General features: G+C 43.5%; 23 protein-coding genes. 2 read left to right on the forward strand and 21 right to left on the reverse strand.

Annotated elements, in window-relative coordinates; genetic code table 11:
* Positions 1–24: 24 nt before the first annotated feature.
* Genes OCV47_RS01840 through mtaB form a run of 9 tightly spaced genes read right to left on the reverse strand, consistent with a single transcriptional unit; the run spans position 25 to position 6,787 of the window.
* Entirely contained in the window at positions 25–1,248 is a 1,224-nt protein-coding gene (locus OCV47_RS01840; protein ID WP_262653355.1) for a peptidase U32 family protein, read from the reverse strand.
* Position 1,249: 1 nt separating this feature from the next.
* Positions 1,250–1,906 (reverse strand): O-methyltransferase, encoded by a 657-nt coding sequence (locus OCV47_RS01845; protein ID WP_117447388.1) that lies wholly within the window; start codon positions 1,904–1,906, stop codon positions 1,250–1,252.
* Between the two features lie 3 nt (positions 1,907–1,909).
* The gene (locus OCV47_RS01850; protein WP_117447389.1) at positions 1,910–2,293 is read right to left on the reverse strand and encodes an endolytic transglycosylase MltG; all 384 of its coding nucleotides are present in this window, start codon (positions 2,291–2,293) and stop codon (positions 1,910–1,912) included.
* Between the two features lie 30 nt (positions 2,294–2,323).
* Positions 2,324–2,686: a YlbF/YmcA family competence regulator gene (locus OCV47_RS01855; protein WP_262653356.1), complete on the reverse strand. Its 363-nt coding sequence runs from the start codon at positions 2,684–2,686 to the stop codon at positions 2,324–2,326.
* Positions 2,687–2,712: 26 nt separating this feature from the next.
* Positions 2,713–4,377 (reverse strand): ribonuclease J, encoded by a 1,665-nt coding sequence (locus OCV47_RS01860; protein WP_117447391.1) that lies wholly within the window; start codon positions 4,375–4,377, stop codon positions 2,713–2,715.
* A 17-nt stretch (positions 4,378–4,394) separates the two neighbouring features.
* Positions 4,395–4,655, reverse strand: a complete 261-nt coding sequence (locus tag OCV47_RS01865) for a DUF1292 domain-containing protein (RefSeq protein WP_256296594.1) — start codon at positions 4,653–4,655, stop codon at positions 4,395–4,397.
* Positions 4,656–4,698: 43 nt separating this feature from the next.
* On the reverse strand, positions 4,699–5,163 hold the full coding sequence (gene ruvX / locus OCV47_RS01870; protein ID WP_262653357.1) for a Holliday junction resolvase RuvX: 465 nt from the start codon (positions 5,161–5,163) through the stop codon (positions 4,699–4,701).
* A gap of 11 nt (positions 5,164–5,174) precedes the next feature.
* Positions 5,175–5,432, reverse strand: coding sequence for an IreB family regulatory phosphoprotein (locus OCV47_RS01875; RefSeq protein ID WP_117447394.1), 258 nt, complete (start codon positions 5,430–5,432; stop codon positions 5,175–5,177).
* 29 nt (positions 5,433–5,461) lie between these two features.
* The gene (gene mtaB / locus OCV47_RS01880) at positions 5,462–6,787 is read right to left on the reverse strand and encodes a tRNA (N(6)-L-threonylcarbamoyladenosine(37)-C(2))-methylthiotransferase MtaB (RefSeq protein ID WP_262653359.1); all 1,326 of its coding nucleotides are present in this window, start codon (positions 6,785–6,787) and stop codon (positions 5,462–5,464) included.
* A 91-nt stretch (positions 6,788–6,878) separates the two neighbouring features.
* Here mtaB and OCV47_RS01885 point away from each other — a divergent pair, with 91 nt between their 5' ends.
* Positions 6,879–7,112, forward strand: a complete 234-nt coding sequence (locus tag OCV47_RS01885; RefSeq protein ID WP_117447395.1) for an HPr family phosphocarrier protein — start codon at positions 6,879–6,881, stop codon at positions 7,110–7,112.
* A 69-nt stretch (positions 7,113–7,181) separates the two neighbouring features.
* Here OCV47_RS01885 and thiI read toward each other — a convergent pair whose 3' ends face one another.
* The 8 genes from thiI to hrcA all read right to left on the reverse strand — a co-directional run bounded on the left by thiI (position 7,182) and on the right by hrcA (position 16,298).
* Positions 7,182–8,372: a tRNA uracil 4-sulfurtransferase ThiI gene (gene thiI / locus OCV47_RS01890; protein ID WP_256296601.1), complete on the reverse strand. Its 1,191-nt coding sequence runs from the start codon at positions 8,370–8,372 to the stop codon at positions 7,182–7,184.
* Positions 8,373–8,384: 12 nt separating this feature from the next.
* Positions 8,385–9,545, reverse strand: coding sequence for a cysteine desulfurase family protein (locus OCV47_RS01895; protein WP_262653360.1), 1,161 nt, complete (start codon positions 9,543–9,545; stop codon positions 8,385–8,387).
* A gap of 80 nt (positions 9,546–9,625) precedes the next feature.
* Positions 9,626–10,366, reverse strand: coding sequence for a 16S rRNA (uracil(1498)-N(3))-methyltransferase (locus OCV47_RS01900; protein WP_262653361.1), 741 nt, complete (start codon positions 10,364–10,366; stop codon positions 9,626–9,628).
* A 1-nt stretch (position 10,367) separates the two neighbouring features.
* Positions 10,368–11,324, reverse strand: a complete 957-nt coding sequence (prmA, locus tag OCV47_RS01905; RefSeq protein ID WP_262653362.1) for a 50S ribosomal protein L11 methyltransferase — start codon at positions 11,322–11,324, stop codon at positions 10,368–10,370.
* 31 nt (positions 11,325–11,355) lie between these two features.
* Entirely contained in the window at positions 11,356–12,534 is a 1,179-nt protein-coding gene (gene dnaJ / locus OCV47_RS01910; protein WP_117447399.1) for a molecular chaperone DnaJ, read from the reverse strand.
* A gap of 134 nt (positions 12,535–12,668) precedes the next feature.
* Positions 12,669–14,552, reverse strand: a complete 1,884-nt coding sequence (gene dnaK / locus OCV47_RS01915; protein ID WP_262653363.1) for a molecular chaperone DnaK — start codon at positions 14,550–14,552, stop codon at positions 12,669–12,671.
* Positions 14,553–14,593: 41 nt separating this feature from the next.
* Positions 14,594–15,232: a nucleotide exchange factor GrpE gene (gene grpE / locus OCV47_RS01920; protein ID WP_262653364.1), complete on the reverse strand. Its 639-nt coding sequence runs from the start codon at positions 15,230–15,232 to the stop codon at positions 14,594–14,596.
* 31 nt (positions 15,233–15,263) lie between these two features.
* Positions 15,264–16,298 (reverse strand): heat-inducible transcriptional repressor HrcA, encoded by a 1,035-nt coding sequence (hrcA, locus tag OCV47_RS01925; RefSeq protein WP_416888000.1) that lies wholly within the window; start codon positions 16,296–16,298, stop codon positions 15,264–15,266.
* A gap of 187 nt (positions 16,299–16,485) precedes the next feature.
* Between hrcA and OCV47_RS01930 the strand changes: the two genes are divergently transcribed.
* On the forward strand, positions 16,486–17,226 hold the full coding sequence (locus OCV47_RS01930) for an SGNH/GDSL hydrolase family protein (RefSeq protein WP_262653367.1): 741 nt from the start codon (positions 16,486–16,488) through the stop codon (positions 17,224–17,226).
* A gap of 59 nt (positions 17,227–17,285) precedes the next feature.
* Here OCV47_RS01930 and OCV47_RS01935 read toward each other — a convergent pair whose 3' ends face one another.
* From OCV47_RS01935 to OCV47_RS01950, 4 genes are all read right to left on the reverse strand, one after another.
* On the reverse strand, positions 17,286–18,620 hold the full coding sequence (locus OCV47_RS01935) for a CHAP domain-containing protein (RefSeq protein WP_262653369.1): 1,335 nt from the start codon (positions 18,618–18,620) through the stop codon (positions 17,286–17,288).
* Positions 18,621–18,776: 156 nt separating this feature from the next.
* Positions 18,777–19,940 (reverse strand): radical SAM family heme chaperone HemW, encoded by a 1,164-nt coding sequence (hemW, locus tag OCV47_RS01940; protein WP_262653370.1) that lies wholly within the window; start codon positions 19,938–19,940, stop codon positions 18,777–18,779.
* A 9-nt stretch (positions 19,941–19,949) separates the two neighbouring features.
* Positions 19,950–21,764 carry a translation elongation factor 4 gene (gene lepA, locus OCV47_RS01945; protein WP_317244127.1) on the reverse strand — a complete coding sequence of 605 codons (1,815 nt, stop codon included), beginning with the start codon at positions 21,762–21,764 and terminating at the stop codon, positions 19,950–19,952.
* A 71-nt stretch (positions 21,765–21,835) separates the two neighbouring features.
* Entirely contained in the window at positions 21,836–22,990 is a 1,155-nt protein-coding gene (locus OCV47_RS01950; protein WP_117447404.1) for a stage II sporulation protein P, read from the reverse strand.
* Between the last annotated feature and the right edge of the window lie 24 nt (positions 22,991–23,014).

Genomic DNA, 23,014 nt, shown 5'->3' on the forward strand with positions numbered 1-23,014 from the left:
CACTTTTTAGTGCTTTTCCAACTCTTATTCCTGTCTTCTTAAAATATCATAATGGTCTGCGCATTGATCCAGCCGAACATAAAGCACCTGCTTCGGATGCGGAGCACTATCCTGTTCCTGCCCTTCCTCATTCAGAATCTGCAGTACTTTCGTACGGATATTCTCTCCGTCTGGCTTCATGATCTCGATCTTTTCGCCCACTGAGAACTTGTTTCTCTGCTCTATTTTGCACAGCCCTTCTTCCGTCACATTCCCCACAATACCCAGATACGTATATTCTTTTACATAGGTATTGCTGTCATAAATCTGTGCGGATTCATCTGGCTTGCCATAAAAGAATCCTGTTGTAAACTGACGATAAGTACAGTTAGAAATCTGTTCCAGATACCATGGCATATTTTTCTCATATAACTCTCTGGACTGCAGACAGTCATCAATTGCTTTTCGATAAGTTCTGGCTACCGTTGCCACATAAAGTGCCGTCTTCATACGTCCTTCGATTTTCAGGCTGTCGATTCCAGATTCCAGAATCTCCGGAATATGTTCAATCATACAGAGATCTTTGGAATTGAAGATATAGGTGCCACGTTCATTTTCATAAACCGGCAGATATTCTCCCGGTCTGGTCTCTTCCACAATAGCATATTTCCATCGGCACGGATGTGTGCAGGCACCTCTGTTGGCATCTCTTCCCGTGAAATAATTGCTAAGCAGACAGCGGCCGGAATAGGAAATGCACATTGCACCATGAATAAACGTCTCAATCTCACAATCATCCGGAATATGTGCACGAATCTGACGAATCTCTTCCAGAGAAAGTTCCCTGGCTGAAACGATTCTTTTGGCTCCCAGCTCATACCAGAACCGATAAGTTTCATAGTTTGTATTATTCGCCTGGGTACTGATGTGGCGCTCAATCTCCGGGCAAACCTGTTTTGCAATGGAAAAGACACCCGGATCTGCAATAATCAGTGCATCTGGATGGATCTCTCTCAATTCCCTGAAATATTGTTCTACCCCTTCCAGATCGTAATTGTGGGCGAGAATATTCGCTGTCACATAAACTTTTACGCCTCTGGCATGTGCGAACTCAATTCCTTCTTTCATTTCTTCCATGGAAAAATTTTTTGCTTTGGCTCTCAGCCCAAAAGCCTCACCGCCAATATATACTGCATCTGCCCCGAATATAACAGCTGTCTTTAGCACTTCCAGGCTGCTGGCAGGTATTAATAATTCTGGTTTTCTCATCTTACTGCCTTTCTGTTTTCATTTTGTAACTAACTGCCGCTCCATCCCCTACAGGAAGAATAGAAGTCTCCAGACGTTCATCGTGCTTCAACACATAAAGATACTCCCGCATCCTTTTGTATATCGTACGGTTCCGTCGTTCGACTGCAAAATGCGATTCGATCAAATCACCTTCCTGCAGTACATTGTCCGACACCAGAATCCCTTCCGGTGCCAAAAGGCGCATGACTTCCGGATAAAAATGAATATACTGCCCTTTTGCAGCATCCATGAAGATAAAATCAAAAGAATCTTCCATCTCTCGAAGAATCTCCAGCGCATCTCCCTCCAGAAGCGTAATTCTATGATCCATTCCGGCAGCTTGAAAATTCGCTTTCGCAACCGGAATTCTTTTTTCATATTTTTCAATGGTAACGATTCTGGTATCTTCTGGCGTATATTTGGCCATCAGAAGTGCAGAAAAACCTACTGCCGTCCCTACTTCCAGAATCTTTGTCGGTTTTTTGATCTGCAGAAGCACTTTCAGGAAACTTTGCATCTCCCTGCGAATAATCGGCACTCTGTCTTTCTTCGCCTGCAGTTCCAGCTGATCCAGAAACTGTCCACTCCCGGTATCCAGAGAATTGATATAGGTTACCATTCTCTCGTCTACTATCATATGTTATGTCTCCTTATTCTCTGACTCATCTCCATGACCGCTGAGAATGGCGATCATCTGATTTCCACTCTGGGAAGTATTCAGTACATAATTGCCAGGCTGAATCTGACCATGATATTCCGACAGGCGTTCCTGTACCAAAAATACATAAGGATCACTGATCAGTCCAAACTGTTTCAACATCTGTGCGATCTCTTTTGTACTTTCCCCTTCAGACACCACAACGGCAACATCTTTTCCAGGTGCTGCCGTTATTCCTTCTTCACTGTATATTTGTCTGCCAAATGTAAAGGCAAAAGTTCCAAAGTGATATAACCCAATCGAAATCAACACGATCAGCAGCATTCTCAGTACAAATAAGGAAATTCTTGCCACAAAATGCTTCAATCTGTCATCCTCCTGTTTTACCGTCAGGCTTTACATCTGGTAAATATCATTGGCAATATCATCCAGATCAAGTTCCACCGATTCCACCACTTTACTTGCGATCTGCTGCAACATACGGCAAATTGCCAGTTCACACCGCAGGTATTCTTCCACCTGAGGGTTTTTCAGTAACTCATCATATTGTCTGTCAAACTGCTGTGTTCTTTCATAAAGAGACTCCACGTCTCCGCTGTTCTGCAAATGATAACACTCTTTCCGATACTGATTCACTTTACTTTTCAGTTCCGGATCCTGGGCTAGTCTGTTCTTTACCGCCTTATAATCCTTATATACATCACTGTCATGAATCACCCGGATCAATGCCAGCGTGTAAATCTCTACATTATCTTTCATTGAAATCCTTCCGTCCGACTTCGTTCTCAGATCTCCATAATAATCGGCAGGATCATCGGACTTCTCTTTGTTCTCTTCCAGATGAAACTATTCAGATCATCTTTTATAGTATTCTTAATCTTGCCCCAGTCTGTCACATGCTTTGCACTGCAATATTCCAGTGCATCCAAAACTACCTGTCTGGCATCTTCCATCAGATCTTCGGATTCTCTTACATAAACAAATCCACGGGATACAATATCAGGGCCAGCCAGAAGCTGATTACTGTATTTTTCCAGGGAAAGTACCACAATCACAATTCCATCCTCTGCCAGATGCTGTCTGTCTCGAAGTACAATATTACCTACATCGCCAACTCCCAGACCGTCTACCAGAATACCTCCGGTCTGTACCTTATCTACAATCTTGGCATCCTCCTGATCCAGTGCCAGTACATCGCCTGCACGGAGGATAAAAATATTCTCCTTTGGGATACCAAGACTGGCTGCCAGTCCTGCCTGCGCTTTCAGATGACGCAATTCTCCATGTACCGGGATCGCATATTTCGGATGTACCAGGGAATAGATCAGCTTAATCTCTTCCTGGCATGCATGTCCGGAAACATGTGCATCCTGGAAAATGACATCTGCTCCCTTTGCAGTCAGTTCATTGATCACCTTGGATACTGCTTTTTCATTTCCAGGAATTGGATTAGAACTGAAGATAACAGTATCACCTGGCTTGATCGTTACTTTGCGGTGCATATCTGCTGCCATTCTTGACAGTGCCGCCATGGACTCGCCCTGACTTCCTGTCGTGATCAGAACCATCTGCTCATCAGGATAATTTTTCATCTGTTCAATCTCGATCAATGTCTGATCCGGGATATTCAGATATCCAAGTTCGGAGGCTGTCGCAATAATATTCACCATGCTTCGGCCTTCTACTACTACTTTTCTTCCATACTTATATGCAGAATTGATAATCTGCTGTACACGATCCACATTCGACGCAAAGGTAGCAATAATAATACGAGTATTGCGGTGTTCTGCAAAAATATTGTCAAATGTCTTTCCTACTGTACGCTCTGACATGGTAAATCCTGGACGTTCTGCATTCGTGCTGTCGCACATCAGGGCGAGTACTCCCTTTTTACCAATCTCACCAAAGCGCTGTAAATCGATCGCATCTCCAAATACCGGTGTATAGTCTACCTTAAAGTCTCCTGTGTGTACCACAATGCCTGCCGGTGAATAAATTGCCAGCGCAGAAGCATCCTGAATACTGTGATTGGTCTTGATAAATTCTATACGAAATGCTCCAAGATTAATGGACTGTCCATGCTTCACCACTTTTCTCTTAGTGGTTTTCAGTAAACCGTGTTCCTTGAACTTATTCTCAATGATACCAATCGTCAGCTTTGTTGCATAAATCGGTGCATTGATTTCTTTCATCACATAAGGAAGTGCGCCAATATGATCTTCGTGACCATGTGTAATAACAAATCCCTTCACTTTGTCTGCATGTTCCTTCAAATAAGTGATATCTGGGATGACCAGGTCAATTCCCAGCATATCATCCTCCGGGAATGACAAACCACAGTCCACTACTACGATACTGTCTTCGAACTCAAAGGCTGTGATATTCATTCCAATCTGTTCCAGTCCCCCAAGCGGGATAATTTTCAATTTTGAATTATTTATATTTTTCAATCAAATCTCCTTTCTGTTTAGAACGTCAGATCTACGTCTTCCAGCATCTCGCCAAAGATCACAGATAAGGCCTCTAACTCATCATCATCTTCTACAATCTCATATACTGCTTCCTGTTCTCCATCTTCTGAAAGATCCTTCAGGATCAGTGCTTCACCATCTCCATCTTCCGCATCTGTCACAAGAATATAATCTGCTCCGTTAATTCTGGTTTGTTCCAACACAAAAAAATCTACCGTTTCCTGAGAATCCGGTAACTGAAATACGATCTTTTCCATTAATTCTAAGCTCCCAATTTTACTGTCCGACAGTCTCTTTCTCCTAAAGAGACTGTTCCTCTACGTCTTTGTCTTTCTGCTCCTGCATACGGCAATAATCCATATATCCCTGTAGGATATATACCGCTGCCAGCATGTCTACATATTCTTTTCGATGCTCTCTGCGGATGCCGGCTTCTATCATGGTACGGTCTGCTTCTACCGTCGTCAGCCGCTCATCCCAGGTCACAACTTCCAGTCCTGTTCTGCGTTCCAGCATTTCTTTAAATGCAAGTGTCTTCTTTACTCTGTCACCCAGGCTATTATTCATATGCTTCGGCAGGCCCAGTACAATCTTCCTGACATCGTATTCATCAATGATTGCCTCGATTCTTGCACAGGTCTGTCTTAACTTGTTCTCTGCATTTCTTCTGATAATCTCCAGCCCCTGTGCTGTGATTCCAAGGCCATCACTGACAGCCACTCCTACCGTCTTAGACCCAAAGTCCAGTCCTATCATTCTATCCATATTCTGACTCATTATGCCCTGTTCTTAATATATTCTTTTAATAATTCTTCTACCAGTTCGTCCCTCTCTACCTTCATAATCATGCTTCTGGCATTCTTATGGCTGGTAATATACGTAGGGTCCCCTGACATAATATAACCTACAATCTGATTTACCGGGTTGTATCCTTTTTCTTCCATTGCGTCATATACTGCGTCCAGTATATCCTTTACACTGACCTCGGTATCGAGATTAAATTTAAAATACTGTGTATTATTCACTTTTTCCATTTTCCACGCCCCATCTTGCTTGTTTAAATTTATTCTACATCAGACTCCTGCAAAATACAATCACAAATTTTGTTGTGCAGATCACGCCCATCATTCGGGACTGTCACCTTCAAATACTCTCTGGTATGCCCCTGCCAGCAGGAAATTCCATCTTTTTCCACTGCTTCTTCAAAAAGTACTTCTACTGATTTTCCAATATAACAGGACTCAAATGCATGCTTATTTTTTTCATTTAACTGCTGCAGAATATGACTTCTTCTGGTCTTGATCTCCTCTGGAATCTGTCCTTCCATATCTGCTGCACGGGTTCCCTTTCTTCTGGAATATTTAAAAATATGTGTTTCATAGAAGTTCACTTTTTTCAGGAACTGCTTTGTTATCTCAAATTCTTCCTCACTCTCCTGCGGGAACCCCACAATCACATCTGTAGTCAGAGCCGGATGATCAAAATACTTTCTAAGCAGCTCACATTTTTCGTAATATTCTTCCGCTGTATATCTGCGGTTCATTCGTTTCAATGTTGCGTTGCAGCCACTTTGAAGAGAAAGATGAAAATGAGGGCACATTTTCTCCATACTGCCAATGGCTCTGGCAAATTCCTCGGTAATAATACGCGGTTCCAATGATCCAAGACGAATCCGACGGATTCCTTCTGTCTCATGCACTGCCTGAATCAGTCTGAGCAGATTGCTGCCATCCTCTTTATCGATTCCATAAGAGCTCAGATGGATCCCGGTCAGTACTACTTCCTGATAGCCTGCTGCAGCCAGCTGTTTCACTTCATTCACCACATCTTTCAGTTCCCTGCTTCGTACTCGGCCTCTGGCGTATGGAATAATACAATAAGAGCAGAACTGATTGCATCCATCCTGCACCTTAATATAGGCTCTGGTATGTTCTGCTGTCTTATGAATAGACAATGCTTCGTATTCCTTTGTATGATTGATATCTATCAGCGCTATTCCCTGATCTGGCAGCTCTTCTGAATGAGATTCTGCCAAATGAGATTCTTCATATACTTCCAGGATCTCTGCCAGATGCTGCTTCTGATTGTTGCCAATCACAATATCGATTGCTTCATCTGCTTTCAGTTCTTCGCCTGCGGCCTGCACATAGCATCCAGCGGCCACTACGATTGCCTGTGGGTTCATTTTTTTCGCTTTATGAAGCATCTGTCTGGACTTGCGGTCTGCAATATTGGTTACCGTACAGGTATTGATGATATAAATATCTGCTCCCGGTGCAAATGGTACAATCTCATACCCTTTTTCTTCCAGGATCTGCTGCATCGCCTCTGTCTCATATGCGTTTACTTTACATCCAAGATTATGGAGCGCTACTTTTTTGTTTTTCATCTTGACTTTTTCCTTTCCGAAAGGTAATATCAAACTTGTATGATAGTACATTTTTACATAAAATCTAAACAAACAGTAAGGAGAGTTTTTTATGAAAACAGTACAGATTTCTTTAAATTCTATTGATAAAGTAAAATCCTTCGTTAATGACATTACTAAATTCGATTATGATTTTGATTTAGTATCCGGAAGATATGTGATTGATGCAAAATCCATTATGGGTATCTTCAGCCTGGATCTTTCCAAGCCGATCGAACTGAATATCCATGCAGAAGATGATGTAGATACTATTTTAGATGTTTTGAAGCCATACGTAATTGAATAATCAAATCACTATGGAACAGATAGGAATCCTGCTTTTCAGGCAGGATTCTTTTTTATTCCATAAAATCTGTTACGCCTTTGCTTCTACCCAGATGGTCTCTGTGGTATCAATTGCTTCTTTTACCAGTTCATCAATCTTTTCTTCCAGTTTGGTTTCTGATCTCTTAATGATGTTGATATTCGGTTTGGTAACCGGATGCTTGGCCACAAAAATAGTGCAGCAGTCTTCATATGGTAAGATTGATGTCTCATAAGCATCAATCTTCAGAGATACGTCAACTATCTCCTGCTTGTCAAACCCGATCAACGGACGATAAACAGGCATAGTACATACTTCATTCGTTGCAGCCAGGCTCTGCATCGTCTGGCTGGCTACCTGTCCGATACTTTCACCGGTAATCAGTCCCAGAGAACCCGTCTCTTTTGCAAAATGTTCAGCAATACGCATCATATAACGGCGCATGATAATGGTCAGTTCCTCATGCGGACATTTTTCATAGATATACAGCTGAATATCTGTAAAATTCACCACATGAAGATTGATCGGTCCGGAATATCTTGCCACGATACTGGCCAGATCTACTACTTTCTGCTTTGCACGTTCGCTTGTGTATGGCGGTGCATGGAAATAAACTGCATCGATCTTGACCCCACGCTTGGCAATCATATAACCTGCTACCGGACTGTCTATTCCACCTGACAACAGCAGCATGGCCTTTCCATTGGTACCTACCGGCATTCCTCCAGCTCCTGGAATAATAAGGGAGTAAATGTAGATTTTTTCGCGAATCTCTACATTCAGTACCATTTCTGGCTTGTGCACATCCACTTTCATTTCAGGAAATGCATCCAGGATTTTCTCTCCCAGATCTGCATTTAATTCCATAGAATTCTTCGGATAATTTTTTCTTGCACGTCTGGAATCTACCTTGAAAGTCTGAGTATGACTGTCATATTCTTTTGCAAGATAACCTGTCACTGTCTCTGCCAGCTTTTCAAATCCTTCGTCCTCTGTCACTACGACCGGACAAATGCCGACGATACCAAATACTCTCTTCAATGCTTCTACTACTTCATCATATTCATAGTCTGACAGAGTATCTACATAGATACGCCCCTGTTCCTTTCGGACTTCAAATTCCCCATCCACATGCTTCAAAGCATGGCGAATCTGCTTCACCAGTGCATCTTCGAACAGATAACGGTTTTTTCCCTTGATACCTATTTCTCCATATTTAATCAAAAATGTCTTAAATATCATATTTCCTCCTGGTTAATGTCTTGTGTATTTTCTCAGCATTGGAACAATCCGATGCAGTTCTTCGATACAATATGCGATCTCTTCCTCTGTTGTCTGGCTGCTGAAGCTGAACCGCACTGTAGAATCCAACAATTCCTTCGGCACATGTGCTTCTTTAAGCACGGTACTTACCGGAAGTTTCTTGTTCGATGAACAGGCTGATCCGGACGAAATATAAATCTGTCTGTCTTCCAGTGCATGCAACAGTACTTCGCTTCTTACGCCTGCAAAGCTGACACTGACGATATGCAGTGCTCCACCGCCTTCTGATGCCTGTCCCTGAATAAACACATCCGGGATATCCTTCAGGCCATCTATCAGCTGTTGCTTTAATGCCTGTAAATGCGCTGCTTTCTCCTCCAGATTCTGGTACGCCTCTTTTGCTGCTACCCCCAGTCCTGCGATACCCGGAACATTATCCGTACCGGAACGCATACCCTTCTGCTGACCGCCTCCTAAGATAATCGGACGAATCTTTGCTTTTTCATTTACATACAGAAATCCACTGCCTTTTGGTCCATGGATCTTATGTCCGCTGACAGAAAGCAAATCAATTCCCAGTTTCTTAGGATGAATGCGATACTTTCCATAGGCCTGAATAGCATCTACATGAAACAGAATATTGGGATTCTTCGCTTTGATGATCTTTGCTGCATCTTCTACCGGTTCTTCCGTTCCCAGTTCATTATTCACATACATCATAGATACCAGTATGGTATCTTCACAGATTGCTTTCTTCAGAGCCTCCAGATCTGCCACTCCATACTTATCTACCGGAAGATAGGTAATGCGAAATCCCATCTCCTCCAGAAATCCCATAGGCTGTAATACTGCTGCATGTTCTACAGCTGTAGTAATCAGATGATTGCCCGCTCTTCGGTTGGCCAGCGCACTCCCCACCAATGCCCAGTTATTGGATTCTGTTCCTCCCGAAGTAAAAAAAATCTCTTTGTCCTGCACTTTCAGTGTCTTTGCGATCTCTGTTCTTGCCGCTCTTACATAGTTCTCGGCATCCAGCCCCTTCTGATGCTTGGAAGATGGATTCCCATAGTCTTCTCTCATGGTCTTCTCCACAATCTCAATGACACTGTCCAGGCATCTGGTCGTTGCAGAATTATCTAAATATGCTTCCATGTCTTTCTCCATTATCAATATACAACAAAAACAAAAGCAGTCACAACTAGACAAGCTAATTAAGACTGCTTTATTGTCCGTCACCTTTCAAGATTATACACTAACATAGCCAGCGTGACAAGACCTGCTGTTTCAGTTCTTAGAATTCTTTTTCCCAGAGTAATCGGCCATGCGCCGATCTCCATGGCTTTTTCAATCTCACTGCTTTCAAATCCGCCCTCCGGTCCGATAAATACTGCTACTGACTGCCCCGGCTGGATACTGCTCATCAGCTCTCTGGTTTTTTCCATGCCTTCTGCCAGTTCATAAGGGATCAGACGGACATCCATCTTCTTTGCCATCTCCAATGCTTCCCGGTAAGAAACTACCGGCGTCACCTCTGGAATACGCAGTCTCCCCGACTGTTTTGCCGCGCTTTCTGAAATACTCATCCAGCGCTTTCGCTTATTGGCCTCTTTCTTCGCATCCAGCTTTACCACGGTACGGTCTGTGGATACTGGCACAATTGTGTGCACCCCAAGTTCCACTGCCTTCTGAATGATCAACTCCATTTTATCGCTTTTCGGCAGCCCCTGAAACAGCACAACTTCATTGCCAAGTTCCTGATCTGATTCCCGAATCTCACAGATTCTGGTATCCACTGCATCATTTCCAACTGCTGTGATTTCACAGTAGTACTCTTTGTTATTCTGTCCATTGATGACACAGATTTTGTCGCCCACAGACATACGGAGTACATTTTTGATATGATTCACATCTCCGCCGGTAATGGTGATGCTATTCTCGCCCATAGCCGGCTCTTCCACAAAAAATCGATGCATATTAGCCTATCTTTCTGGCGGTCACAGATACCCACTCGCCCTGATGTGTTACTTCTACTACTTCCAGGCCTGCCGCCTTTACTGCTGCCACTACGCTTTCCTCTTTGTCATCAATAATACCGGAGGTAATATACAGACCACCTTTTTTCATCTGATGCAGGATCACAGGTGTCAGCGGGATCAGAACATCTGCAAGAATATTGGCTACAACAATGTCATACTTCTCATATTCTACTTCATCCTGGATCTTTTTATCGTCAATAATATTTCCCAGAATCATATCCATGTCTGTCACTGGTACCTCATTGGCTTCCAGATTCTCTTTTACTGCTGAAATCGCACATGGATCCAGATCTGTTCCTACCGCATGAGCCGCTCCCAGCTTCAGGGCTGCAATCGACAAGATACCACTTCCGGTACCTACATCCAAAATCTGTGTATCTTTATTGACATATTTCTTCAACTGTCTCATACACAGCTGTGTCGTCTCATGCATGCCGGTACCAAAAGCTGTACCAGGATCAATATGAATGATCATCTTATCCTGATCTTCCGGCTTTACCTCTTCCCAGGATGGAATAATCAGAATATCATCCACATAGAACTGATGGAAATACTGCTTCCAGTTATTGATCCAGTCCTTGTCCTCTGTCTGACTTTCCGTAATCGTACCTTCTCCGATGTCCATAAACATACGGAGTTCTTCCAGTGCTTCCTTCACTCTGTCCAGAAGCGGCTGTGGATCCTGATCTTCTTCTACGTAGAAATTCAGGTAGGCAATTCCGTCATCTGCCGGTCCGTCTGGCAGAATATCTACAAACATCTGTTTTTTATCTGACTCTGTTAAAGGCACTTTATCCTCAATCTCTACACCCTCTACGCCTGCATCTGCCAGTGTGGAGATCACTATGTCTTCCACCTCTGACCTGGTTTTTAATGTATATTTATTCCATTTCATTTACAGGATCCTCATTCTTTCCTATCTGACTCTAATCTTCAAAGGTTTCTTTTAATTTATCCATAAAGCCCTTTTTCTTTGGCTTTTCCTCTTTTTTTGCTGTATCTGTATTCTGCTGATTCAGGCTGTTACCAGTTGCTGCATCAAATGCTTTCAGGGCTTCTTTTGCCTCATTATTCAGCCTGGTCGGCACCTGAACAACCAGTGTTACATAATGGTCACCTCTGACAGATTTATTTCTCAGAGATGGAACTCCTTTTCCTTTCAGGCGAATACGGGTATCCGTCTGCGTACCTGGCTTCACATTATACATCACATCTCCGTCAATGGTACTGATCCGTACATCGCCGCCAAGAGTAGCCTGTGCAAAGCTCATTGGTGCGGTAGAATAAATGTTCATATCCTGTCTCTGGAATATCGGATGTCTCTGGACAACCACTTCTACCAGCAGATCTCCTCTTGGGCCGCCATTGGTTCCCGGTTCTCCCTTGCCTGCAATTCTGACGCACTGACCATTATCAATACCTGCCGGAATAGACACCTTGATCTTCTTTCTGCTGGAAGTATAACCCGTGCCTCCACAGGAAGTACATTTTTCTTTGATGATCTTTCCGGTTCCGCCACAATCTGGACAGGTCGTTACATTCTGCACCATGCCAAACAGGGACTGCTGTGTCATAACAACCTGACCACGGCCGCCACATTTCGGACATGTCTCCGGACTGGTTCCAGGCTTGGCACCTGTTCCGTGACAGTTGGTACATTCATCCTTTAAGGAAAGCTCCAGTTCTTTCTCACAGCCAAATACAGCTTCTTCGAAAGTGATTCTTACGGATGCACGTAAATTAGCCCCTTTCATTGGACCATTGTTGGCTCTTCGTCTGGATCCACCGCCAAAGAGATCTCCAAAAATATCTCCAAAGATGTCTCCCATATCCGCTCCGTTGAAATCAAATCCGCCGGCACCTCCGCCACCCTGTTCAAAGGCCGCATGACCAAACTGGTCATACTGATGACGTTTGTTATCATCTGATAAAACAGAGTATGCTTCTGCTGCTTCTTTAAACTTCTGCTCGGCTTCTTTATCTCCAGGATTCATATCCGGATGATACTTCTTGGCCAGCTGCCGATATGCTTTTTTTATGGTAGCTGCATCGGCATTTCGGTCAACGCCCAGCACTTCGTAATAATCTCTTTTTGTTTCCGCCATTTTTCTCTCCTAGCGCCCAAAAGACGGGGGATATGCTCCTCCGTCCCCTGGGACTTTCTATTTACTTCGTAATGCTTCAGTGCCTTCCCATGTTGTCTCATCCGCGATGGATTCGACACGCACCAGAACTTACTTTACACCTCTTTATAGTCTGCGTCAATGACATCATCATCATTATTCTGTGCTGTGCTGCCCTGGCTGTACTGAGCACCGCCCATATCAGGACCAGCTCCCTGTGGACCAGCCTGCGCTCCCTGACTCTGTTCGTATACTTTTGCGAATACTTTCTGAGCACTTTCCATCAGTTTTTCTTTTGCAGCTTTGATCTCAGCTACCTGAGCATCTGTCATTTCTTCTGGATTGCTCTTTTCTACCAGCTCTTTCAATACTGTAATATCAGCTTCTACGGCTGTCTTATCGTTAGCATCCAGTTTGTCTCCTACTTCTTCCAGAGCCTTTTCTGTCTGGAATACCATAGCATCTGCATCATTTCTTGCATCAATTGCTTCTTTTCTCTTCTTATCCTGTGTTTCGAATTCAGCAGCTTCTTTTACTGCTTTTTCAATATCACTGTCAGACATGTTAGATCCGGAAGTAATGGTAATGTGCTGTTCTTTTCCTGTTCCAAGATCTTTTGCAGATACATTTACAATACCATTTGCATCGATATCAAAGGTAACTTCAATCTGTGGCACACCTCTTCTTGCTGGTGGGATACCATCCAGTCTGAACTGGCCAAGGGACTTGTTATCTTTCGCAAACTGTCTCTCACCCTGTACTACATGGATATCAACGGCTGTCTGATTATCTGCTGCAGTAGAGAATACCTGACTCTTCTTAGTAGGGATCGTTGTGTTTCTCTCGATCAGTCTGGTTGCTACACCACCCATGGTCTCGATAGACAGGGACAATGGTGTTACATCCAGAAGAAGGATATCGCCTGCGCCTGTATCGCCAGCTAAGTTACCACCCTGGATTGCTGCACCGATTGCTACACATTCATCCGGGTTCAGAGTCTTACTCGGCTCTTTACCTGTCAGGGCTTTTACTTTATCCTGTACAGCCGGGATACGTGTAGATCCACCAACCAGAAGTACTTTAGACAGATCAGATGCTGTGATACCTGCATCACGTAATGCATTCTGTACCGGGATAGCTGTTCTCTCTACCAGGTCATGAGTCAGTTCATCGAATTTTGCTCTGGAGAGGTTCATATCAAAGTGCTTTGGTCCTTCTGCTGTTGCAGTGATGAATGGCAGGTTGATATTTGTGGTTGTAGCAGAAGAAAGTTCTTTCTTTGCTTTTTCAGCTGCTTCTTTTAATCTCTGAAGAGCCATCTTATCTACAGAAAGGTCTACACCTTCTGCTTTCTTAAATTCATCAATCATGTAATTTGTGATCTTCTGGTCGAAGTCATCACCACCCAGTCTGTTATCACCGTTCGTTGCCAGAACTTCAATGACACCATCACCAATCTCAATGATAGATACATCAAATGTACCGCCACCAAGGTCATATACCATAATTTTCTGTTCTTTTTCGTTATCAAGACCATACGCAAGTGCAGCAGCAGTAGGCTCGTTAATAATACGTTTTACATCCAGACCTGCGATCTTACCGGCATCTTTTGTTGCCTGACGCTGTGCATCATTGAAATATGCAGGTACCGTAATGACTGCTTCAGATACTTTTTCACCAAGATAATTCTCAGCATCTGCTTTCAGCTTCTGAAGAATCATTGCGGAGATCTCCTGTGGTGTATAGTTCTTTCCATCGATAGACACTTTATAATCAGTACCCATATGTCTCTTGATAGAAGAGATGGTCTTATCTGCGTTGGTTACTGCCTGACGTTTTGCAGGTTCACCAACCAGTCTTTCACCTGTTTTTGAAAATGCTACAACAGACGGTGTTGTTCTTGCACCTTCTGTATTTGTTACAACGGTAGGTTTTCCACCTTCCATAACTGCTACACAACTGTTTGTTGTACCAAGGTCGATACCAATAATTTTACTCATAATTTTGTCCTCCTATATACATAACTGTAATACTGAAAAAACTAATTTGCTACTTTTACCATGCTGTGTCTGACTACCTGATCCTTGTAAAGGTATCCCTTCTGGAATTCCTCTACTACCACATTCTCACCGGCTTCCTCATCTTCCACATGCATCACTGCATTATGGAAATCCGGGTTGAACTCTGTGCCCACTGCTTCAATCGGCTTTACATTCAGTTTATCCATGGTATCCATGAACTGTCTGTAAATTTTTTCCATTCCTTCTACGAATGGATCTGCCTTTGACTCTTCCGGCACAGCTGCCAGACCGCGTTCAAAATTATCAATCACTGGAAGAATCTGCTCAATGACACTTTTGGCTCCCATCTCAAACATTCCTGCTTTTTCCTTTTCGGAACGCTTACGGAAGTTCTCGAATTCTGCCATCTGACGTTTTACTTTGTCTGTCAGTTCCTCAACCAGTTCTGCATTCTTATCTTTCTTTTCTTTTTTCCAGAACTTTTTGTCTTTCTTTTCTTCCTGTGCTGTCTCTTCTTTTTCTTCTTTTACAGATTCAGCAGCTGCATCTTCCACACTCTGATCTGTTTCTGTGTTCTGGCCGGTCTCTGTCTCATTGTCAGTAACCTCTTCTGCAGCTTCTTCCATGTTCTTTTCCATGTTTTCTTCTGCCACTTTCATCGACCACCTTTCTGTTCTATCATTTTTGACTCTACTGTTCTTCAAAGACGTTGTCTAACTGTCTCTTCAAAGTTTTCAGTGAATCAACGACTTTTTCATAATCCATTCGTTTCGGTCCGATAATTCCTATCGTTCCCCTGATGCCGCTTCCCAATTCATAGGTTGCCGTCACTACACTGCAGTCCTTCATATTCTGAATTGGAGCTTCATTGCCTATATAAACCTGAATTCCGATATCGGATGTCTGAGCCATACTCTCTGTCACCAGACTTGCCAGTTCTTTTTTTTCTTCAAAAGCACTGATCAGCTCGCTGGCCCTGGAACTGTCTGACAGTTCCGGATACTTGAAGATGTTCGTTGCGCCACTGGTGTAAATCTCCATCTCATCATCCATCTGTATGGTCTCTGCTACGGTATCCAGAACTTTGCTTACCACATCACTGTGGATACCAGCCTGTTCCTTCAGCTTCGTGATCAGCCCAAGATTAATCTCTTCCATTGCAAGACCATTTAATGCTGTATTTAACAGGATGTTCAGTTTTAATAGCATCTCATTGTTCAGCCCATGTTCAAAATTCAGCATCTTGTTCTTCACAATATTGCCCTCTGCCACAACCACTGCCAGAAGCTGTGTCTCACTGATAATGGAGAGCTGTATAAACTTCAGCTTTGTTCTGTGATACTGCGGTGCTGAAATCAAGGTTGCATAATTCGTATTGTTTGCCAGGACCTTAACCACCTGCTTCAGTACAGATTCCATACGATCCTGCTTCTGAATCATCATGTTCTGCATCTCTTTGACTTCCTTGTCTTTCTGCTCCATCAGATAGTCCACATACATACGATAACCCTGATCTGATGGAATCCTGCCTGCAGATGTGTGAGGCTGTATAATCAGTCCCATCTCTTCCAGATCAGCCATCTCATTACGAATCGTTGCTGAACTCAGGTTTAAGTCTGCGTATTTTGAAATTGTTCTGGATCCAACCGGTTCACCAGTCTCCAGATAGGTTTTAATGATAGCATTAAAAATTTTCCATTTTCTATCATCCAGACGCATCCTCATTCCTCCTTTGGTTGTTAGCACTCGTCACTATCGAGTGCTAATTTCCATGACCTTAAGATATCACCTGTATTTCGAAATGTCAATAGGCTTTTTTACTTTTATTTGACTTTTTTTGGAAATATGCTAAACTTTGATTGCAGTATTGTATTTACTGCATATTTACAATTTCATAAGAAAGGACTTTGTGATGAAAATTCGAAATTATCTCACGATTCTGTTTGCCACTCTGGCCATCCTGTTTCTGCTTGGACTCGCCGGGTATCTGACCTATGAGAATGCCGATGATGCCAATCCGGTGAAGAAGACGATTGCCAGCATCTTTCCGGGTCTGCCTTCTCTGTCTTCTTCGACCAGACAAGCTACAGAGGCAGCTCAGACGGAGCAGACAGAAGCCGAAAGCAGTGCTCCTGCTGTTGAAACAGCCAGCACCGTTCCTGCTCATTCTATTGTATTTGTAGGTGATTCCAGAACGGTCAGCATGGGAGAAGCCGTTCAAGATTCCTGCACCTATCTTGGAAAGGAAGGGGAAGGTTATCAGTGGTTTGCAGATGATGGTGTCTTTGAGCTTCGGACTCTTCTGGAGAATGATCCTTCTCAGACCATTGTCTATAATCTGGGAGTCAATGATCCGGAAAACATGAATCTCTACATTGAACTGTATCAAAGTATTGCAAGAGAATTCACGGATACGCCATTTTATTATTTATCTGTTAATCCTCTTTCTGATGATGCGCAGTGTAATACCACCAATGATATGATTCAGGAATTCAATCAGGCATTAAAAGCCGCTTTTCCTGACCACTACCTGGACTGTTATGATTACCTGACAGAACAGGGATATGATACCGTAGACGGGCTTCATTATACAGAAGCTACTTCGAATCTTATACATAACTACGTAGTAGAACAGGTTCTGGCAAACGCATAAGAGAACAAAAAAAGAATCCTCAAAATGGATTCTTTTTTTGTTCTCTTTTTCTTCAATAATTAAATCAGATAAATATATCCCAACAGCTGTCTTCCTCCTGCCCAATTGTAAATACTCTGATACTTGAACACAATGTTGGACCGGTCTGCTGCAGGAACGGTTGTTCCAAATGCGTATCCTGATTCAGATACATATGGCACACCATTAACGATGTCCTCTACAACCGCAATATGCGCATCTCCACTTGAACCATAATTAAAAATGGCAAGTGCACCTATCTTTGGTGATGTTCCGTAACTGAATACTCTCTTAGAAGCATTCGTATTATAGATACCTACCGGATCTCCACCGAATATCTGCTGTACCCTTGAAATATTGCCGCCTGCGCTGGCTACGATCTCCATAGCACGTCCGCATGCATACCAGGTGCAGTTACCTAATACATAATAATTTGCGTAATACTTCTTACCTGTCGGTGCCAGACTGTTGTACTTGTAGTAAATATTGTAAGAAGAATTGTAATAATACGGATTCGATACTGCCGGTCTTCCGGTTCTTGCTTTATATCCGGATGGCTTTGTCACGATACCTGAATAATCCAGACTCTCAGAATTACCTGCTGTATTATTGCTTCCTGTTGAACCAGGAGATACATTATTGCTTCCGGCATTTACAGTAAGTGATCTCTTGATCAATACCACATTGTTTTTCTCTGAATCTATTGCATTAATCTGAAATGTGTATGTACCTGCTGTCAGTGCATCAAACTTCATGGCACTGTCAATCGCACTGTTCTTCAGAGAATATTTCTTGCTGTTCGGCTTGGACACCTTGGAGTATACAACCTGATTACTGCTGTTCAGAATCTTAGCTGTAATTTTCTTCATCTTATACCTGGAAGTGATCGTTCCACTCAGGGAATAAGACTGTCCTGCATTCAGTGTAAAATCACCTGATGGCAACGGATTGGATATCTTGATGCTTCCACTGGAAGCTGCTGTATCATTTACAGTAAACTTCCGATTGACTACTCTTCTCTTGGTTCCCTTTGCATTATAAACGCATACACGATAATAATATTTGCCTGCTGCCAGTCTGTCAAAAGCCAGATACGGATCTGCCTTCTTCAGATTATAGGTCTTTCCATTCAGTTTTTTGTCATATCGCTGAAGACACTTCTTACCATTCGAGTTATAAATCGTGCAACTGATCTTTGTCATCTTCTCATTGGCTTTCAACGTTCCCTTCATCTGAAAGGTGGCACCCTTCTTGATAGTTGATGGCAATGAGACACCTGATTTCGTAACCTTAAATGCTGCCTGTGCACTCGCTGGCACTGCCATGATCAGTAATGCCGTGATCAGCATCATGATTACTTTTTTTGTTTTCTTCATACTTCCTCCCTTTCCATTATCTGGTACGTTATGAAGTAAGAATTCGCATATTTATTACCATTTCTTTGCAAATCCTGCAAATAGTATACTATATTGCTCTATTCAATGCAATATCTTTCAATAGTTTTTTAATATTTTTGTAAAAAACTCCCAAATTTATTCACTGATCAGAAAGTCAGACAAAATCGCATTGCTGACAGAAATTCCGCTTTCTGTCAACCTTATTCCCTGTTTATCTGCTTCCATCAGCCCCATTTTTACATACTTTCGGATTGTTTCTCCATAAATATCTGCCAAATGTTTTCCATATTTCTGATAAAACTTTTCTCCGGATACGCCTTCCATCATTCGCAGCCCCAGAATCACAGTCTCCTCCATCTCGTTCTCTCTGGTCAGTGCCTCCACCATCTCCGGCTGCCAGGCTCCATCCAGATAACTTTCCAGAGACTCTGTATTTCGATATCGACGTTTCTGCAGCAGAGACGATGCGCCCAGACCAAACCCCTTATACTCGATTCCTGTCCAGTAACCACAGTTATGCCGACATTCTTTTCCCCCTTTTGCATAGTTCGATATTTCATATCTGTGATATCCGTGTGCTGCTAATATTCTTCCTGTATCTTCGTACATCTCACGTTCTTCTTCTTCAGACGGCAGGAGCGACTGGGGTTCGTCTTCCCGCCTGCACCGATCCGCTTCTCCGTAGATCTGATAAAAAGGAGTTTCCTCTTCTATGATCAGGCTATAGGCCGAGATGTGCTCCGGCTGCAGGGCAAGCACTTTTTCCAGGGTCCTGCGCCACCCGGCCGGAGTCTGTCCTGGAAGCGCAGACATCAGATCCACATTGATATTCTCGAATCCAGCCTTCCTGGCCAGTCTGTAGCTTTCCAGGAATTCTTCCCAGCTGTGAATTCTTCCCAGAGTCTCCAGCTCCCGGTTATCCGCTGACTGCAGGCCAAAGCTGATCCGGTTAATTCCGGACGACAGAAAAGTTTGCAGGTCAGCTTCATCCACAGTTCCAGGATTACACTCTATGGTGATCTCTTTCGGAGCCGGAAAGCCCTGATCTCTTTTTTCCTGAATAGTCTCCAGAATTCTGCTTATCTTCCGGGCCGGCAATATGGTTGGCGTTCCCCCGCCTATGAATATTGTAGAGATGGGACGGTTTTCAAAGCCGTCCCATCCTTTTATCTCTTCACACAAGGCCTGTACATATGCATTCTGCACTTCTTCATCCTTTGCAAACGATAAGAAATCACAATATCTGCATTTTCTTACGCAAAAGGGAATATGAAGATACAGTTCCAGTTCTTTCTGCATGGTATACTCCTAATTATCATCCAGTTTTAATACACTCATAAACGCCTTCTGTGGAATCTCTACATTTCCCACCTGGCGCATACGCTTCTTACCCTCCTTCTGTTTTTCCAGAAGCTTTTTCTTACGGGAGATATCACCACCATAGCACTTTGCAAGTACATCCTTGCGCATAGCCTTCACAGTCTCTCTGGCAATGATCTTGCTGCCAATTGCTGCCTGAATCGGGATCTCAAACAGCTGTCTCGGGATCTCCTCTTTCAGTTTCTCACACATCTTTCTTCCACGCTCATATGCCGTCTCTGCATGCACAATGAAAGAAAGTGCATCTACTTCCTCACGGTTTACCAGAATATCCAGTTTCACAAGTTCAGATCTCTGGTATCCCTTCATTTCGTAATCAAAAGACGCATAACCTCTGGATCGGGACTTCAGTGCATCAAAGAAGTCATAAATAATCTCATTTAACGGCAGTTCATACTTCAGAAGAGCCCTTGTCTCCTCCATATATTCCATACCAAGATAATTTCCCCTGCGTTCTTCGCACAGCTGCATAATAGAACCGATATATTCTGTCGTCACCATAATCTCTGCCCCAACAATCGGTTCTTCCATATATTCGATCTCGGATGCATCTGGAAGATTAGATGGATTAGTCAGATCAATGACTTCTCCATTGGTCTTATGCACTTTATAGATAACACTCGGAGCTGTGGTGACCAGATCCAGATTATACTCTCTCTCCAGTCGTTCCTGAATAATCTCCAGATGGAGCAGTCCAAGGAACCCACAACGGAAACCGAATCCCAGTGCCAGTGATGTCTCCGGTTCAAACTGCAGCGCCGCATCATTCAGCTGAAGTTTCTCCAGTGCATCTCGCAGATCCGGATACTTTGCTCCATCTGCAGGGTACATTCCACAATATACCATCGGATTTACCTTTTTGTAACCTGGAAGCGGCTCTGCACACGGAAACAGTGCATTCGTAACCGTATCACCCACACGGGTGTCCTTGACATTCTTAAGGCTGGCGGTAATATATCCTACCATACCTGCGCTGAGCTCGTCGCATGGAATAAACTGCCCCGGCCCAAAGTATCCTACTTCGACCACGTCTGCTTCTGCACCGGTAGCCATCATGCGAATCGGCGTTCCCCGGCGTACGCTTCCCTCTTTGATACGACAGAAAATAATAACGCCTTTATAAGAGTCATACACAGAGTCAAAGATCAACGCCTGAAGCGGTGCCTTCGAATCTCCCTTCGGTGCCGGAATTTTGGTGACAATCTGCTCCAGTACCTGATCGACATTCAGTCCTGTCTTAGCAGAAATCTGCGGCGCATCCTGCGCTTCTATTCCGATTACATCTTCTATTTCATTGATCACACGCTCTGGATCTGCACTTGGAAGATCGATTTTATTTATAACAGGCATCACATCCAGATCGTGATCCAATGCCAGATAAACATTGGCCAGAGTCTGTGCTTCTATTCCCTGCGCCGCATCGACTACCAGAATTGCGCCATCACAGGCTGCCAGACTTCTGGATACCTCATAATTAAAATCCACATGCCCCGGAGTGTCAATCAGATTAAAGATATATTCTTCTCCATCCTTTGCCTTATAGACAATTCGAACGGTCTGTGCCTTAATCGTGATACCACGTTCCCGTTCAAGATCCATATTATCCAGAACCTGTGCCTGCATCTCACGGCTGGTCAAAAGCCCTGTCATCTCTATAATCCGGTCTGCCAGTGTAGACTTTCCATGGTCAATATGTGCGATAATACAAAAATTTCTGATTTTATTCTGATCAATTGCTGCCAATAGTATTTCCTCCTGTTCAAGAGGCATTTTAGCACATGATTTCCCGCTTTGTCTATACCTGAATCTTAAGCTTACCTGCCTTTTAATTCTGCATCCAGAATCCCTGCAAAGACTTCCATGGCATTTTTCTCTTCCTCCAGAGTATTTAGCTGAGTGCCAGCTTCCAAAAGCATACTTCGCGGCCGATAGTGCAGATTAAAACGGTATGCCATCAGGTAGATATTGCGCATCAGACCGGGAGCAGCGATTTCTGCCCTTTCCTGAATCTGAAGAGCAAATGCCATATTTTCTTTTATGTACGGATTAGGCAGATAGGAAATATCCTGCTGATCCGCTGTGCGGCTCATACCGAGAATGAACATCAGATTGGCTGTTGGTCTGCCATTTTCCTGTACCACAAACTTTTTTCCGTCTACGCCATCCCGATGTAGATCTATAATCACCTGGATCTGGGGATACTGTGAAAGCCACTGTTCTACAGCTGCTCCGGAATAATCATAAGCCACATTGCGATCCAGCACCCCATCCACCAGATCATAAACTCCCCGGTCATGAATCACCTGATACCCATAAGTCTCTGTCAGCAGCTTTGCAAGATAATCTCCTACGCCAACAATCGTAGTGGTATCATCACCCTCCACAGTATCTACAAATCCTTCCTGTGAATGACTGTGATAGATCAGAATCTGTGGACCTTCTTTCTCGGTATCCAGTGTAAGATCCAGATCCAGAAGGCTGTTATTCAGCCGGCTGCTGTCTATGGTTGTTGCTGCATCCATAGAAAAATATCGGTTCAGAAGTGTTTCAAACTCAGCTTCCTGGTCTCCTTCTGTTCTTTCTTCCATCCACTGCTTCAGATCCAGGGGCTTTTTCTCTTCTTCTGCCCTTGCCTCCGCAGCCAGAATTAATTCGTATTCTTCTTCCCGCCCTTCCTGTTTCTGTTCCCTTTCTGCCCAGAAACCGGCAGGATACAACGATCTGCCGATACTGTCTGCCAGATCTTGTTCCGGCGAAGCTTCCAGGACATCTTCCTGATAAGAAATCACCGGAATATAAATCTGCATTCCTGCTGTTTCCAGCTTTCGGTACAGGGCAGATAAGACAGGCGAATCCTGAAACATCCCATTCTCCCCTGCAATTGTGACTGTCCTTACCAAAATATATCCGCCCAGCAGGATCACACTGATCGTCAGTACGCCGCGGATTAGCCTGTCCAATAACCGCATTTTTTCCACCTCTGTACTATACTT

Source organism: Muricoprocola aceti (assembly GCF_025567005.1).
Lineage (GTDB): Bacteria > Bacillota > Clostridia > Lachnospirales > Lachnospiraceae > Marvinbryantia > Marvinbryantia aceti.